General features: G+C 53.3%; 15 protein-coding genes. 14 read left to right on the forward strand and 1 reads right to left on the reverse strand.

Going from position 1 to position 14,969, the window contains the following annotated elements; translation table 11 throughout:
- The first annotated feature begins 156 nt into the window (after window positions 1-156).
- From GCU45_RS23685 to GCU45_RS23740, 12 genes are all read left to right on the forward strand, one after another.
- Window positions 157-663: a phosphatidylglycerophosphatase A family protein gene (locus GCU45_RS23685; RefSeq protein ID WP_152400978.1), complete on the forward strand. Its 507-nt coding sequence runs from the start codon at window positions 157-159 to the stop codon at window positions 661-663.
- A gap of 135 nt (window positions 664-798) precedes the next feature.
- The gene (locus tag GCU45_RS23690; RefSeq protein WP_076170471.1) at window positions 799-987 is read left to right on the forward strand and encodes a glutamate decarboxylase; all 189 of its coding nucleotides are present in this window, start codon (window positions 799-801) and stop codon (window positions 985-987) included.
- Window positions 988-1,065: 78 nt separating this feature from the next.
- A complete protein-coding gene (gene accD / locus GCU45_RS23695; protein ID WP_076170470.1) occupies window positions 1,066-1,956 on the forward strand; it encodes an acetyl-CoA carboxylase, carboxyltransferase subunit beta in 891 nt (296 codons plus the stop codon).
- Window positions 1,957-2,940 (forward strand): acetyl-CoA carboxylase carboxyltransferase subunit alpha, encoded by a 984-nt coding sequence (locus GCU45_RS23700; protein WP_076170469.1) that lies wholly within the window; start codon window positions 1,957-1,959, stop codon window positions 2,938-2,940. It abuts the gene before it with no gap.
- Window positions 2,941-3,076: 136 nt separating this feature from the next.
- Window positions 3,077-4,501 (forward strand): pyruvate kinase, encoded by a 1,425-nt coding sequence (gene pyk, locus GCU45_RS23705; RefSeq protein WP_105441753.1) that lies wholly within the window; start codon window positions 3,077-3,079, stop codon window positions 4,499-4,501.
- A gap of 179 nt (window positions 4,502-4,680) precedes the next feature.
- Window positions 4,681-5,190, forward strand: a complete 510-nt coding sequence (locus GCU45_RS23710; protein WP_076170467.1) for an acyl-CoA thioesterase — start codon at window positions 4,681-4,683, stop codon at window positions 5,188-5,190.
- The gene (locus GCU45_RS23715; protein WP_076170466.1) at window positions 5,187-5,588 is read left to right on the forward strand and encodes an FxsA family protein; all 402 of its coding nucleotides are present in this window, start codon (window positions 5,187-5,189) and stop codon (window positions 5,586-5,588) included. The genes GCU45_RS23710 and GCU45_RS23715 overlap by 4 nt, the downstream gene beginning before the upstream one ends.
- Window positions 5,589-5,927: 339 nt before the next feature.
- A complete protein-coding gene (citZ, locus tag GCU45_RS23720; protein WP_152400980.1) occupies window positions 5,928-7,043 on the forward strand; it encodes a citrate synthase in 1,116 nt (371 codons plus the stop codon).
- A 124-nt stretch (window positions 7,044-7,167) separates the two neighbouring features.
- Window positions 7,168-8,460, forward strand: a complete 1,293-nt coding sequence (gene icd / locus GCU45_RS23725) for an NADP-dependent isocitrate dehydrogenase (RefSeq protein WP_152400982.1) — start codon at window positions 7,168-7,170, stop codon at window positions 8,458-8,460.
- Window positions 8,461-8,475: 15 nt separating this feature from the next.
- Window positions 8,476-9,417 carry a malate dehydrogenase gene (gene mdh, locus GCU45_RS23730; RefSeq protein ID WP_145946997.1) on the forward strand — a complete coding sequence of 314 codons (942 nt, stop codon included), beginning with the start codon at window positions 8,476-8,478 and terminating at the stop codon, window positions 9,415-9,417.
- A 135-nt stretch (window positions 9,418-9,552) separates the two neighbouring features.
- Window positions 9,553-9,978: a hypothetical protein gene (locus tag GCU45_RS23735; RefSeq protein WP_076170462.1), complete on the forward strand. Its 426-nt coding sequence runs from the start codon at window positions 9,553-9,555 to the stop codon at window positions 9,976-9,978.
- A gap of 235 nt (window positions 9,979-10,213) precedes the next feature.
- Window positions 10,214-11,089: an SDR family oxidoreductase gene (locus GCU45_RS23740; protein WP_076170461.1), complete on the forward strand. Its 876-nt coding sequence runs from the start codon at window positions 10,214-10,216 to the stop codon at window positions 11,087-11,089.
- A 178-nt stretch (window positions 11,090-11,267) separates the two neighbouring features.
- On the opposite strand, the gene yfbR is transcribed toward GCU45_RS23740, so the two are convergent.
- A complete protein-coding gene (gene yfbR / locus GCU45_RS23745) occupies window positions 11,268-11,927 on the reverse strand; it encodes a 5'-deoxynucleotidase (RefSeq protein WP_152400983.1) in 660 nt (219 codons plus the stop codon).
- A 244-nt stretch (window positions 11,928-12,171) separates the two neighbouring features.
- On the opposite strand from yfbR, the gene pnpS reads away from it, so the two are divergent.
- Both pnpS and GCU45_RS23755 read left to right on the forward strand, forming a co-directional pair.
- Window positions 12,172-13,977, forward strand: coding sequence for a two-component system histidine kinase PnpS (pnpS, locus tag GCU45_RS23750; protein ID WP_152400985.1), 1,806 nt, complete (start codon window positions 12,172-12,174; stop codon window positions 13,975-13,977).
- A gap of 165 nt (window positions 13,978-14,142) precedes the next feature.
- On the forward strand, window positions 14,143-14,877 hold the full coding sequence (locus tag GCU45_RS23755) for a response regulator transcription factor (protein ID WP_076170458.1): 735 nt from the start codon (window positions 14,143-14,145) through the stop codon (window positions 14,875-14,877).
- Window positions 14,878-14,969: the final 92 nt, after the last annotated feature.

The following is a 14,969-nucleotide window of genomic DNA, read 5'->3' on the forward strand; positions in this document are numbered from 1 at the left end:
GCGGAAATGACACAGATTTTACGAACGTTTCCCGAGCCTCCCGCATACACTTAGGAACACCTAGGGACAACATTATCATGTGCCGCCCGGCTGCCTTGGGCAGACGCATCTTTTCGAAGGAACCGGGCGCGGGCGTGCCGTGCGGGAGGAATAAACATGTCATATGATGCAGCGATTGCCATGCTGAGCCGCAGGGGAGTCAAAGTCGGGGACATTGCCGATATCGTGTATAAACTGCAAATCCCGTACCATCCGGAACTGGAGATCGACGAATGCGTGGAGAGCGTGAACGCCGTCCTCGGCAAAAGGGAAGTACAGTACACGCTGATGACCGGGATGGCGCTTGACGAACTGGCGGAGAAAAAGCTTCTTCCCGAGCCTTTGCAGGCGATCATGGAGGCGGACGAACCGCTGTACGGAGTGGACGAGACGTTGGCGCTCGGCATTACGAGCGTGTACGGCATGATCGGACTGACAAGTTTTGGTTTTTTGGATAAAGAAAAAATCGGTATTATCGATACCCTGAACAATAAAAAGGACGAGATCCACGTTTTTCTCGATGATCTGGTCGCCGGGCTCGCCGCCGCGGCATCCGCGAGGATCGCCCACCGGTACAAGGGAGCCAAGCAGTATCCGTCCACTTCCGGAAATTCCGGGTTGTAACACCCGAAGGCCTTGAACGAACCCTCTGATCGGCCAGCCCGCGTCCCATCACTTTGTTGCGGGAAAAAACGGAGTTATGTTATCATTACTCTATTATACGTGCTCAGAACATGAGATTAGGGGGTTCTGCAAGGAATGTGGACGGTCATCTATATCGCACCTACCGCCAAGGTAGCGGAAATGATCACGACCAAATTAACGGAAGAGGGATTTTTGGTTAAAAGCCGTCCGATCAATTTATCCAAGCAGCAGTTCGAGATTTTGGTTCCCTCTGGTGAGCTGGAGGAAGTCCAGGAAGTGCTTAATTCCATTTTGCATCCTTAATTTTTAAGGAAACAAAGTGACGTTTATAGAGGCAGAGTGAAGAGCGGCTGGGCAAATTAACGGCTGAGAGGTGTAGTTGTGTTTAAAGACTTGTTCCAGAAAAAAAGAAAATACGCGACCATTCCTTCAGAACGTGTAGGAAGAGGCAGCGAGCCGGGTGAAGAAAGACCGCGCCGGGAAATTCCCGAAGGCTTGATGAATAAATGTCCAAAATGCGGCAGCATTCAATACAGCAAAGAGCTGGAGAAAAATCTGAAGGTTTGCCCCAACTGCGGACACCACATGCGTCTGAATGCGTTGGAACGGATCCAAATGACGCTGGACGATGCAGGGTTTGAAGAGTTCGACAGCGGTATGGTATCGGTCGATCCGCTCCAATTTCCGGGATATGCCAACAAGCTGGAGCAGCAGGCGCTCAAGTCGGGTCTGCGCGAAGCGGTTGTTACCGGACAAGGCACCATTGAAGGACTCCCGGTTGTCGTGGCTGTCATGAGCTTCGATTTCTTTACGGGAAGCATGGGTTCGGTCGTCGGCGAGAAAATTACCCGGGCGATCGAAATTGCGACCGAAAGGGATCTCCCGCTCATTATTTTCTCGACCTCCGGCGGAGCGCGTATGCAGGAAAGTATTCTGAGTTTGATGCAAATGGCGAAGACAAGCGCTGCCTTGTCTCGTTTTAACGAAAAAGGCGGCCTTTACATTTCGGTCATTACCGATCCGACGACAGGCGGGGTTTCGGCCAGCTTTGCTACGCTCGGCGATATTAACATCGCGGAGCCGGGGGCTGTGTTCGGTTTTGCCGGACGGATCGTTATCGAGCAGACCATCCGCCAGAAGCTCCCGGATGATTTCCAGACGGCGGAGTTCAATTTGGCGCACGGACAGCTGGATTTGGTCGTCCACCGGAAAGAGCTGCGCCAAATGCTGTACAAGCTGATCGAGATGCATACCGTGAAAGGGGGATATTAAGTGGCAGGAGAATTGCCTTTTGAAAAGCCCCTTGTGGAAATGCGGCAGAAGATCAATGAGCTGAAGCAGTTCGGAGCGGACAAGGGTATTGATTTTAGCGACGAGATTGCGAGATTGGAAGAAAGATACGCCCAGTTGGAAGAAGAGGTGTATTCAAATATTACGGCCGCCCAGAAAATGCATTTGGCTCGGCATCATCAGCGTCCCACTTCGCTCGATTTGATCCAGCTGATTTTCAGCGATTTCATCGAGCTGCACGGGGACCGTCTATTTGGTGATGACCTCGCGGTCATTGGCGGGCTGGCCAAGCTGAACGGGACTCCGGTCACCGTGATCGGCCAACAGCGCGGGAAGGATACGAAGGACAACATTGCCCGTTTCTTCGGCAGCGCGCATCCGGAAGGCTTTCGCAAAGCGCTGCGGCTGATGCATCAGGCGGACAAATTTAAACGCCCGATTATCACTTTTATTGATACAAAAGGTGCGTATCCGGGTAATACAGCAGAAGAGAGGGGACAATCCGAGGCAATCGCCCGCAATTTACGGGAGATGGCCGCGCTGGGTGTTCCTGTTATTTGTGTGGTCATCGGCGAAGGTGGAAGCGGCGGTGCTCTTGCGATGGCCGTCGGCAACCGTGTGCTGATGCTGGAGCATGCGATCTATTCAGCGATTTCGCCAAACGGAGCGGCTTCGATCCTCTGGAAGGACGCGTCCAAAGCGGATCAGGCGGCCGAGGCCATGAAGATTACGGCCAAAGACCTGCTTGAATTCGAAGTGATCGAAGAGATCGTGCCGGAACCGAAAGGCGGAGCGCACCGGGACTACGAAGCGACGGCTGCTGCCATTAAGGACAGCCTGGTACGCCATCTGGGCGAACTGTCGGGACTCGACAGCGCCGCCTTGAAGGAAGACCGGTATCAGAAGTTCCGCAAGATCGGCAAGTTTGCCTATGAACAATCTTCGCATGTCGGTGTGATAGATTAGTTCCATCTGGGCAATGATGTATTATGACAAACTTTCAAACTTCCTATACAAAACTTTCGTTTTGTAGTAAATTTAATCTTTGGATAAAGATATGTAGGGTAGAGAGACTTAAAAGAATAAAACGGAGGAAACCCAAATGCGTAAAACAAAAATCGTATGTACCATCGGTCCTTCCAGTGAATCGTTGGAAAACACCAAAAAATTGATTATGGCCGGCATGAACGTTGCCCGTTTGAACTTCTCGCACGGCGATTTCGAGGAGCATGGACGCCGGATCAACAACATCCGCGAAGCCTGCCGCGAGCTGAACAAAACCGTTGCCATCCTGCTTGACACCAAGGGACCGGAAATCCGCACAGGCAAGCTTGCCGTGGAGCCGATCGAGCTGGTACAGGATGAGTACATCACGCTGACGACCGAAGAAATTCTGGGCGACAAAGACCGGATTTCGATCACGTACAAAGATCTTCCTAGTGATGTGCAGCCGGGTTCGACGATCCTGATCGATGACGGATTGATCGGCCTGACGGTTGTGGAAGTCGAGGGCACTGAAATTAAATGCCGTATTGTCAATGGCGGTACGATCAAGAGCAAAAAAGGCGTGAACGTACCGGGTGTGGCGATTTCTCTGCCGGGCATCACAGAGAAAGACGCGAACGATATCGTATTCGGGATCGAACAGGGCATCGATTTTATCGCAGCTTCCTTCGTACGCAAAGCAAGTGACGTTCAAGAAATCCGCGAGCTGCTCGCCAAGCACAACGCAGAGCACATCCAGATCATTTCCAAGATCGAGAACCAGCAAGGCGTGGACAACCTCGATGAAATTTTGGAAGCGTCCGACGGTCTGATGGTTGCCCGTGGCGACCTCGGCGTGGAAATTCCGGCCGAAGAAGTACCGCTGGTACAAAAGCGCATGATCGAAAAATGTAATGTTGCCGGCAAACCGGTTATTACGGCGACGCAAATGCTGGATTCCATGCAGCGCAACCCGCGTCCGACACGCGCCGAAGCGAGTGACGTAGCGAACGCGATCTTCGACGGCACGGATGCAATCATGCTGTCCGGGGAAACGGCTGCCGGTAAATATCCGGTGGAATCCGTTCTGACGATGTCCCGCATCGCCGAGAAGGCTGAATCCGCGCTGAACTACCGCGAAATTTTCCTGAAGCAGCGGATTGCCCAGGAAACGACAATTACCGAAGCGATCAGCCAATCGGTGGCGATTTCCGCACTGGATCTGAACGCTAAGGCGATCATTTCTTCAACGGAATCCGGCCATACGGCACGCATGGTATCCAAGTACCGTCCGGAAGCTCCGATCATCGCAGTGACTACGCAGGAGCGCACGCTGCGCCGTCTGGCTCTGACTTGGGGCGTTACGCCGGTCCCAGGCAAGACTGCTACATCGACGGATGAAATGTTCGAGAATTCCTTGAAGGGCGGCCTGGAGTCCGGTCTCGTAAAACCGGGCGATCTGGTTGTGATTACTGCAGGGGTTCCGCTGGGACAATCCGGTTCGACGAACCTGGTGAAAGTCAGCCAAATTCCAAACGAATAAGAGGACTGCGGCGCAGACCGCCGCGGGCCTACCGATAGATCCATTTCATAGAAAAGCCTGTCAGGATTCACTCCTGGCAGGCTTTTTTGCTGATACCGGGCAAATTTCAGAAGCAGGCATCCCTTATGTTATACTAAATTGAAGGACATTAATTACAGCAAGAAAGGGAACAGTGGAGGATGGGAAAAGATAACGGCATTCAGCTCAGCCGCTGGTTTACGACGTCACTCCGGGTACGCTATCAGGAAAGCGACAAAATGGCTGTCGTCTACCATGCGAATTATTTAAACTGGTTTGAAATCGGCCGGACCGAAATGATCCGCGAATTGGGCATTACTTACCGCAGTATGGAGGATGAGGGCTTGTTTCTGCCCGTCACGGAGCTTGACATGAAGTTTGTGCAGCCGGCGCGCTATGACGACATGATTACGATTTTTACGAGAATGACGCGGTTCACCAAACTGCGGATTGACTATATCTATGAAATCCGAAGACGATCCGAACAGGAGCAGGCGACGTTTGCCGGCAGCGGGTATAAGATCGGCGAAGAACTGCCTGGAGAAGTGCTCGTCACGGGTTCGACGCAGCATGTGTGGCTGAACCGGGACTGGCAGCCCGTAAGGCTCGACAAGCACTCGCCTGCGCTGTATACGGCCCTGTCCAAGTCGATTACAGGAGGAGAAGCATGACCGCGTTCAGAAAATGGCTGCTGGCCCTGATCATTATCGTTCCGGTGGTCGAAATATTCGGCTTCGAATGGGTGGCTACCCGGGTAGGAGCGGCCAATACGCTTCTGCTGACCATCGTCACTTCCGGAATCGGCATGCTGATGATGCGCTTTGAGGGGCGCAAGGTGCTGGAAGATTCGCGGGCCAAAATGAATTCGGGCCAGGTTCCCGGCCGGAGCATGGTGGATGGCTTATGCGTGTTTATCGGAGGGATGCTGCTTGTCCTTCCTGGCTTTGTAACGGACCTGATCGGGTTTACGATGGTATTTCCGCTGACTCGGCCCTTGTACCGCTATGTCATTTTGAAGTGGATCGAGCGGAAGATGAAAGACGGAAACATTAAGATTTACCGCCGTTAGCGGAAGGAAGCGTATGCCCGATAAAAAATTGTTTATTCGGCTGATAAAACAATTTGATGTTTTCTGTCACCGTGTAATTGTTCACATAGACGTCAAAATACTTTATGATAATATATGGTTCCATTACTTGGCGATTGGTGTCAGGTAGAGTAGCGGACAACGGTTTTGCGGGATCCGAACAGGAGAGTACAGCCCGCCCGGTTCCGCGTTAACGGCATTATGGCACGGCCTGTCTGCTGTGGATTGCGTCGATGGACGTTTTTCTTTTCAGTAAAATGTAACTGTTTTCACGGTTCATGCATGTTGTTAAAATTCCGTTATACGAAGGAGAGATGTACGATGACAGCTACCAAAGGTCTGGAAGGAATTGTTGCCGCAGCTTCTTCCATCAGCTCGATTGTCGACGGTGTGCTCACATACCGCGGTTATAACATTGATGACCTGGCAGCGAACGCGAGCTTCGAAGAAGTGGCTTTCCTGCTCTGGTTCGGAAAACTGCCGAATCAGGACGAATTGAGTCGTCTTCAGCAAGAACTCAGCGACTATGCTGCAATTCCGGATGCTTTGATCGAACAAATGAAATTGTACCCTAAAGATATGAGCACGATGGCAGCTCTCCGTTCCGCCGTATCGGCCTTGGCGCTGTACGATGCGGAAGCCGACGATATGAGCCGTGAAGCCAATGAGCGCAAGGCGATCCGTCTCCAGGCGCAGCTCCCTACGATTATTGCGGCCATGGCCCGCCTCCGCAAAGGCCAGGAGCCTGTCGCACCGAAAGCAGGCTTGTCGGTTGCCGAAAACTTCCTGTATATGCTCAGAGGTGACACGCCTGAAGAGACTTCGGTGAAGGCTCTCGACCAGGCGCTCGTGCTGCATGCCGACCATGAGCTGAACGCTTCGACGTTTGCTGCGCGCGTAACGGTGGCGACGCTTTCGGACATCTACTCCGGCGTTACATCGGCGATCGGCGCTCTGAAAGGCCCACTGCACGGCGGTGCCAACGAAGCGGTCATGAAGATGCTGAACGAAATCGGAAGCATCGACAAAGTTGAGCCTTACATTCAAGAGAAGCTCGACAATAAAGACAAAATTATGGGTTTTGGCCACCGCGTATACAAAAACGGGGATCCCCGCGCCAAGCATCTGCAGAAGATGTCCCGCGAACTGGGTGAAATGAAAGGGGATACAAGCCTGTACGAAATGTCCGTCAAAGTGGAGGACATCGTGACCGGCCAGAAGGGACTGAAGCCGAATGTGGACTTCTACTCCGCTTCCGTATATACTCAGCTTGGCATCGAGCAGGAGCTCTTCACGCCGATCTTTGCGATCAGCCGCGTGTCGGGATGGACGGCGCACATTCTGGAACAATATGAAAACAACCGCATCATCCGTCCGCGTGCCGAATATGTCGGCCAAACGGATCAAAAATATGTTCCGATTGAGCAGCGTTCTTAAGGTATAATAGAAAAAGGGGGAACACCGTGAACGATCAACCCGGGCACGGGCGGTTCCCTCTGGCTTTGTGCTTGTCCCGGCAGAAATCTGATGCCCGACGAAAACTATAAGGAGGAATTTATTCATGAAACTCGAGAAATTTGCACTCCCTACCGAAGGTGAAAAGATTGAAATAACGAACGGCAAGCTGCAGGTTCCGAACAATCCAGTTATTCCGTTCATCGAAGGCGACGGCACCGGCCGCGACATTTGGAGAGCTTCCAAGCGTGTTCTGGATGCGGCTGTTGAGAAAGCTTACAACGGCGAGAAAAAAATCGCCTGGTATGAAGTATTTGCCGGTGAAAAAGCCTACAATACATACGGGGAGTGGCTGCCGAACGATACACTCGAAGCTATCCGCGAGTACATTGTAGCAATCAAGGGACCTTTGACTACGCCGATCGGCGGCGGTATCCGCTCCCTGAACGTAGCCCTGCGCCAAGAGCTCGATCTGTACGTCTGCCTGCGTCCTGTGCGCTACTTCAACGGCGTGCCATCTCCGGTTAAGCACCCTGAGCTGGTCGACATGGTCATCTTCCGCGAGAATACGGAAGACATCTATGCAGGTATCGAGTACAAGGAAGGCTCGGAGGAAGTGAAGAAGGTCATCAAATTCCTCCAGGAAGAAATGGGCGTTAACAAAATCCGTTTCCCTGAAACTTCCGGTATCGGAATCAAGCCGGTATCTTCCGAAGGCTCCAAGCGCCTCGTTCGCGCTGCAGTAGAATACGCCATCAAGCATGGCCGTAAGAGCGTGACGCTCGTTCACAAAGGCAACATCATGAAATTCACCGAAGGCGCCTTCAAAAACTGGGGTTACGAAGTGGCTGAACAGGAGTTTGGCGATAAAGTGTTCACTTGGGCGCAATATGACGTCATCAAGGAAAAAGACGGCGTAGACGCTGCGAATGCCGCCCAAAAAGCCGCTGAAGCCGAAGGCAAAATCATCATCAAGGATGCGATTGCCGACATCGCTCTCCAGCAGGTGCTGACTCGTCCGACGGACTTCGACGTGATTGCAACCCTGAACCTGAACGGTGACTATCTGTCCGACGCCCTTGCTGCCCAAATCGGCGGTATTGGTATCGCTCCAGGAGCGAACATCAACTATGTGACAGGACACGCGATCTTTGAAGCAACGCACGGAACAGCTCCGAAATATGCGGACAAAGACGTTGTGAACCCGGGTTCGGTCATCCTGTCCGGCGTTATGCTGCTTGAGCACCTGGGATGGAAGGAAGCGGCTGATCTGATCTACAAAGGCATGGAAACGTCGATTAACAATAAGACGGTAACTTACGATTTCGCCCGTCTGATGGAAGGCGCGACGGAAGTCAAATGCTCCGAGTTTGCTGACGAAGTTATCAAAAACATGTAGGGGAGAGATCCGATCATGGCCTTGACTCGTAAAAAGATTACCGTTGTGGGTGCCGGTTTTACCGGTGCCACGACGGCGCTGATGCTCGCGCAAAAGGAACTTGGCAACGTGGTGCTGCTGGATATTCCTCAACTGGAGAACCCAACCAAGGGCAAGGCGCTGGACATGCTGGAAGCGAGTCCTGTTCAAGGCTTTGACAGTCAGATCATCGGTACCTCGAATTACGATGATGCGGCTGGCTCCGACATCGTGATCATTACGGCCGGCGTTGCCCGCAAGCCGGGCATGAGCCGTGACGACCTCGTGAACACCAATGCAGGCATCGTTAAATCGGTCTGCGACAACGTAAAACGCGTCGCGCCGGAATCCATCGTGATCATCTTGAGCAATCCGGTGGACGCCATGACGCATGTCGCTTACAAGACACTCGGTTTCCCTAAGAACCGCGTGATCGGCCAATCCGGCGTCCTTGATACGGCTCGCTACTGCACGTTCATCGCGCAGGAGCTGAACGTCTCCGTCGAGGATGTGCGCGGCTTTGTGCTTGGCGGACATGGCGACGACATGGTGCCTCTCGTGCGGTATTCCAGCGTCGGCGGTATTCCGATCGACACGCTGATATCGCCGGAGCGCATTCAGGAAATTGTGCAGCGCACCCGCGTCGGCGGCGGCGAAATCGTCAATCTGCTCGGCAACGGCAGTGCGTATTACGCCCCGGCGGCCTCATTGGTGCAAATGGCGGAAGCCATCCTCAAGGACAAGAAACGAATTATTCCGGTCATCGCGCGCCTTGACGGCGAATACGGCTACCATGACATTTTCCTAGGCGTACCGACGATTCTAGGCGGCAGCGGCATCGAGAAAGTATTCGAGCTGGAGCTGACGGCCGAAGAAAAAGCGGCGCTGGATCAATCGGCCGATTCCGTCCGCAATGTCATCGCTGTAGTGAATGTATAAGCGGGACCATTCGTGTCCAAACTTTGAACAAGAAAACCTCTAATGTGTGACAACCATGGAGGTTTTCTTTTCTTTTCAAAGGTTTATAAGTATAATGAATGTTATGGAAACACAAGCACGCGGGGAGGAAATGGAATGACCACTGTGATGTTTTTCGTACATATTTTGGGAGCGCTGGCTCTCGGATTCTATCTGGTTCTGCCATTCGTTGTAGGTAAAGTGGCCGGTTTGTCACTCCCTGCTCAGGAAGGCAGCGCGGCAGCCATCCGCAGCCTCAATACGTTTGCTCAGGTAGGCCTTGTAATCCAGCTGCTGACAGGCGGCTATCTGATGAGCCAAGGCGACTATTCCGTACCGTGGATGATCATTATTGTCATCCTGCTGCTGGCGCTCGGCGCAATCAGCGGAATCATGGGCAAGCCGCTCCGTCTGGCGATCAAGGGCATTCAGGAAAAAAGGGATATTTCCGTAGAAATGGGAAAAATCCGTACGCTTAGCGCCCTGCTGGCGATCTGCCTGTTGATCATGACCTTCTTCATGGTCTACAACCACATTATTTAAGCTAGAAGGTATCTATCGTTTGCAGATGACTCCGCATTGCGGGGTCATCTTTTTTTTGCAATAATGATCCATGGGCTGCTTTTTCTTGATGGAGAGCGGTCTTCTTCTGTTTAACTCCGGGAGCGATGTGGTAAGTATCAACGGTAGAGAATAATCCATCCGTCATATGCCATCCTAATACGGAATGTGATGGCATGTGCACCGATGAAACCCATCCGTGAAAGGAGAATGAATGATGTCAGGAAATTCGCAATCGCAATCTAAACAAACTCTGCCTCCTCAGCATCAGAATCATCAGCCGGGGACGGAATCGGAAATGAACCCTCTACCGAAATACGAGCCCAAGGATTACAAAGCCGCGGGCAAGCTGCAGGGCAAAAAGGCGATCATCACCGGCGGCGACAGTGGAATCGGCCGTGCGGTGGCCGTAGCTTTCGCCAAAGAAGGTGCCGATATCGCGATCGTATACCTGAATGAGCATGGGGACGCCGAAGAAACGAAGCGCCAGATCGAGCAGGAAGGACGCAAATGCCTGCTGATCCCTGGCGATATCGGAGACGAGTCCTTCTGCAAAAACGCCGTCAACCAGTCGGTACAGGAGCTGGGCGGACTGGATATTCTAATCAACAACGCGGCGGAGCAGCATCCGCAGCAGAAAATTGAGGACATTACGAAGGAGCAGCTCGAAAAGACGTTCCGTACGAACATTTTCGGCATGTTCTTTATGACCAAGATGGCGATGCCGTATCTGAAGAATGGCAGCGCGATCGTCAACACGGCCTCTATTACGGCCTATAAAGGCAACCCGACGCTGATCGATTACTCCTCGACGAAGGGCGCAATCGTCAGCTTCACGCGCGCGCTGTCCATGAACGTGGTGGAGAAGGGCATCCGCGTGAACGCGGTCGCTCCGGGGCCGATCTGGACCCCGCTCATTCCGTCCACGTTCGACGCCCAGCAGGTGAGCCAGTTTGGCGCATCGCAGCCGATGAAGCGTCCGGGTCAGCCGGAAGAGCTGGCGCCGGCCTATGTCTATCTGGCGTCGGATGACTCGTCCTATGTCAGCGGACAGGTGATCCACGTGAACGGCGGCGAAGTCGTAAACGGCTAAGCCGAGCGGAACGTTAAAAAAGGGCAGCGATGCCTTGTAACGTCTGGCAGCCGCAGCCCATATTTGGATCGGTTGTTATCCATAGGGATGGACTTCAAGCATCCCTTGAATAAAAGGTTGTACCCGGAAGAAGGAACCCGGGTACAACCTTTTTTGGTGGTGGCGTCAGAGGGCTGCTTCATTCCGGATTGCTACCGTGATTTCCAGCGTCGGCAGTGTCAGCTGGATTACTGCCGACTTCATCGTCGGCGGACAGCTCATCCAGCGACATTTCGAAGCTCGGCGCCATATTTTCCAGGAAATAATCCGCCTCGGCGAGCTTCATCTGGCGGATCTTCGCCAGTGTCTGCTCCTTGGCGGCGGCGAATTCCCGGTTGCCTGCGGCAACCTCGCGCGTGCACTTCAGGTACGCGTCCAGCCGGTCGGCGGCTTTGACATAGAGCAGCAGCTCGGACTCCTGTTCATCCACCTTATCCGGATGAAGGAGGGGGCCGTAAACCGCCTGCAGCTCCGGAGGTACCATGCCGGCGAGGCGCTCCGCGGCGATCTGCTCCATTTCGCGAAAGCTTCCGAGGAGCCGCGGGTTGTTATGCTTCACCGGCGTGGCGATGTCGCCGGTGAACACCTCCGCCGCGTCGTGAAACAAGGCGAGGGACGCGGCACGGTCCGCGTTGAGCCGGCGCCCGAAGAAGACGTTGCCGATATGGCAGAGCATATGTGCGAGCAGAGCGACGTGATACGAGTGCTCCGCCACGTTTTCCGGCGAGGTGCTGCGCATCAGGCTCCAGCGCTGGATATACTGCAGACGGTACATGTACGCGGAAAAATGATAGTTCAACGTTCGGTTCTCCTTTCGAAGCTGGATAGATTGAACTCAAGATTTGCATTAGACTTCCTGTTGTAAAGGCCCAGCAGAGGCCTATAATTTCATTTCTTTTGTTCATCCTATCTGGATAATCCTATTATATCCGGGAAGAGGCACCCCGGAACAGGGCTGTCCATTTTCCACTGGTCAAAGGGCCGGATTCACGTTAGGATTAGGAATAGAAAAAGAGGAAACTTGAGGATAAAGGAAGGGACCCATGAAACCTTTTCGGATCAGATTGACGCTGATTCTTATGGTGATGATCGGCGTATCCATGCTCGGGGCAGGCATCACGATGGCCCAGGTGTTCAAGAAATCGCATATTACAGGACTTGAAGAGAATATGGTCCGCGAAATAAAGCTGCTCAGCACCACGTTTGACTTCATACCGATGCAGGAGGCGGATGCGGTCAGCTATTATACCGGCGAAGCCGGGAAGCTCGGCAAGCTGACGGAAGCGCGGGTGACCTTTATTAAAAGGGATGGCACCGTGGTCGGTGATTCGGAGAGCAATCCGCTGGAAATGGACAACCACAGCAGGCGGGAGGAGGTTGTAACGGCTTCGAAAGAAGGCGTGGGGCACGCCATCCGTTACAGTGATACGCTCCGTCAGAATATGCTGTATGTGGCGGTGCCGGTGACTTCCGGCGCGAATTTCGACGGCTTCATCCGGCTGTCGGTCAGCCTGAAATCCGTCGATGAGGGTGTCCGGAACGGCTGGATGGTCATGGCCGTCGGCCTAGTGATCCTGTTTGCCGCGGCTGCCTTGATCAGCTACCGCATCGCATCCGGGATGACGTCGCCGCTGGAGAAGATCACCCGGGTGGCCAGACGCATTTCGCAGCAGGATTACGACGCCCGCGTGGATCTGCGCAGAAAGGACGAAATCGGCCTTCTGGGCAACGCGATCAACGGGATGGCCGACAGCCTGCAGACACAGCTGAAAACGATCCAGGACAATGAGGATCTGCTGCAGAGCGTGCTCGACAATATGACCGGAGGCATTCTGCTTGTGGATGCCGAAGGGAAGATCGCGCTGGTGAATCCGGCTGCCGAGAATATGCTGAGCGTGAATGCCCAACACATTACCGGCCGCTCTTATGATGAGCTGAAGCAGTACTACGAACTGACGAAGCTGATCAAGGAAGGGATCTCCGAGCGCATCGAAATCCACGAAGAGCGGAAGGTCTACATTCCGCAGGAAACGATCCTCCGCATGGACGGGGTCCCGATGTTCCGGGAGCAGAGCGGCAAAGAGTTCAGCGGCATGCTATTTCTGCTGCAGGACGTTACGGCGATCCGCAGGCTGGAGAATATGCGCAGCGAATTTGTGGCCAATGTGTCCCATGAGCTCAAGACGCCGGTGGCAGCGGTCAAGGGCTTTGCCGAAACCCTGCTGAATGGCGGCGTCCATGACGAGAAAACGGCCAAGTCGTTTTTACAGATCATTTTCGATGAAAGCGAGCGGCTGAACCGTCTGATCAGCGATATTTTGGATTTGTCCAAAATCGAATCCAAGCAGTCGCCGATGGATTACGCTCCCGTCGACGTGTCCACGTTTTTTGGGACGATGATGGAGACGCTCGGCACGGTCGCCAGGAAAAAACGGATCACGCTGCAGACGGACATTCCGGATGAATTGTTTATCGAAGCGGATGAGGACAAGCTGCGGCAGATTTTTATCAATCTGCTCTCGAACGCGATCAGCTATACCCAGGATGGCGGCAGAGTCGAGCTGTCCGTACGCGATCAGCAGGACGCCGACGGGAACGAACAAGTCGTATTCGCCGTTTCCGATACCGGCATCGGCATTCCGAAGAAGGACCTGCCGCGGATCTTCGAACGCTTTTACCGGGTGGATAAGGCAAGATCGAGAAGCTCGGGAGGAACCGGGCTGGGGCTTTCGATCGTGAAGCATCTGGTTGAACTCCATCACGGAGCGATTTCCGTGGAAAGCGAGCTCGGCATTGGCACCACGTTTACCGTTAAGCTTCCGATGCTTCAGGAGCAGGACGGTGTGTAAACGGGGGAAATGGAATATCCCCCCTTTTCGTTAGAGACAATAGGCTTATCTTTTCGAAAAAGGTAAACATCATGTATTCTTTTACACAGCGTTAACAATCAGGTGATAAGATGTTGCTTGTCAGCATTCATTCATTTGATACAAGAAACAGGGGGACCGGTGAATATGACTCAACGATTGTTGGTAATCGAGGATGAGCCCACGCTCGCCAGATTGCTTTCGTACAACTTGACGCAGGAAGGCTACGATGTCACGATTGAAGACCACGGCACGTCCGGGTACGAGCGGGCCGCCCATGAGCCTTACGACCTCATTATTTTGGATTTGATGCTGCCGGGAATGAATGGATTTGACATTTTGAGCAAACTCCGCAGCAAGGGAATGGAGACGCCGGTGATTATTTTGACGGCCAAAAACGCGGAGGAAGAGGTCGTGCAAGGCCTTAAGCTGGGTGCCGACGACTACATTACAAAACCGTTCGGGGTTTCGGAGCTGCTGGCGCGCGTAAGCACCGTGCTTCGCAGAGTGTCCGGTCCCGGAGAGGAAGCGGCGGCCGTTCCGGAATCGCCTACCTCGGCCATCACGCTCGGACAGCTGGAGATTTATCCGGAGAAATACGAGGTGATGCTGGGCAGTACCAGCATTAATCTGCGGCCGAAGGAATTTGAAGTGCTGCTGTACCTCGCCCGCAAACCCGGCGTTGTCCTGACCCGGGATGATTTGATGAACGCGGTGTGGGGCTTTGATTACATCGGGGGTCAGCGGACGGTGGATGTGCATGTCAGCTCCCTGCGCAAGAAGCTGGAACTCGACCCCGAATCCGTTCATATCGATTCCATCCGCGGCGTTGGCTATAAGCTGGTCGTCAATAAAAAAAGAAGCTCTCATCCTGTGGAATAAGGAGAGAGCTTCTTTTTTTGCATGCATTAGACCTAAGGAACTAGTTCTTTGATCATAGGTTTACATACAATTTACATTGTCCGCATATTCTC

The sequence above is a fragment of the Paenibacillus cellulositrophicus genome, from assembly GCF_009363095.1.
Taxonomy (GTDB): domain Bacteria; phylum Bacillota; class Bacilli; order Paenibacillales; family Paenibacillaceae; genus Paenibacillus_AQ; species Paenibacillus_AQ favisporus.